Annotated in this window: 1 protein-coding gene; it reads right to left on the reverse strand. The window is 37.6% G+C overall.

The window, feature by feature from the left end; genetic code table 11:
- Nucleotides 1-151: 151 nt before the first annotated feature.
- On the reverse strand, nucleotides 152-425 hold a 274-nt coding region (locus E3E36_RS12150), incomplete at its 5' end, for a hypothetical protein (protein ID WP_167895616.1).

The raw sequence follows: 425 nt of genomic DNA on the forward strand, positions 1-425 counted from the left end.
AAAAATCCCCGATAAATTGTCGGGGATTTTTTTTGTTGAATTTTGATTTGAACGTACAAGTGCCTGCATGCCGGTAGACAGGTGCGACGCTCCAAAGGAATCCTTTGGACAACAACAGCTTAGTTAATAAACTAAAGTGGGTTACATAAAATTATTTCTCTAACAAACCATCTGCTTTCCATTGTTTAAAAACATTGATAGCAGAATCTGAAAGCTTAGCATTTTTTTGTGGCATAAAACCTCTTTCGCCGGGGTTTAATGAAATGCGTCTTACTATATCATCGATATCTTTTTTCACGTTCGCATAATTATCATAAGGTTCTTTTCTGCCTTGTGGCGGAATATGGCATGGCGAGCATTTTGTTGCAATTAATGGTTTTATATTGGCTTCATATGTTAATGCAGCCGGCTTTGCAGGTTCTGCT

The organism is Thermococcus sp. M36, from assembly GCF_012027355.1.
Lineage (GTDB): Archaea > Methanobacteriota_B > Thermococci > Thermococcales > Thermococcaceae > Thermococcus.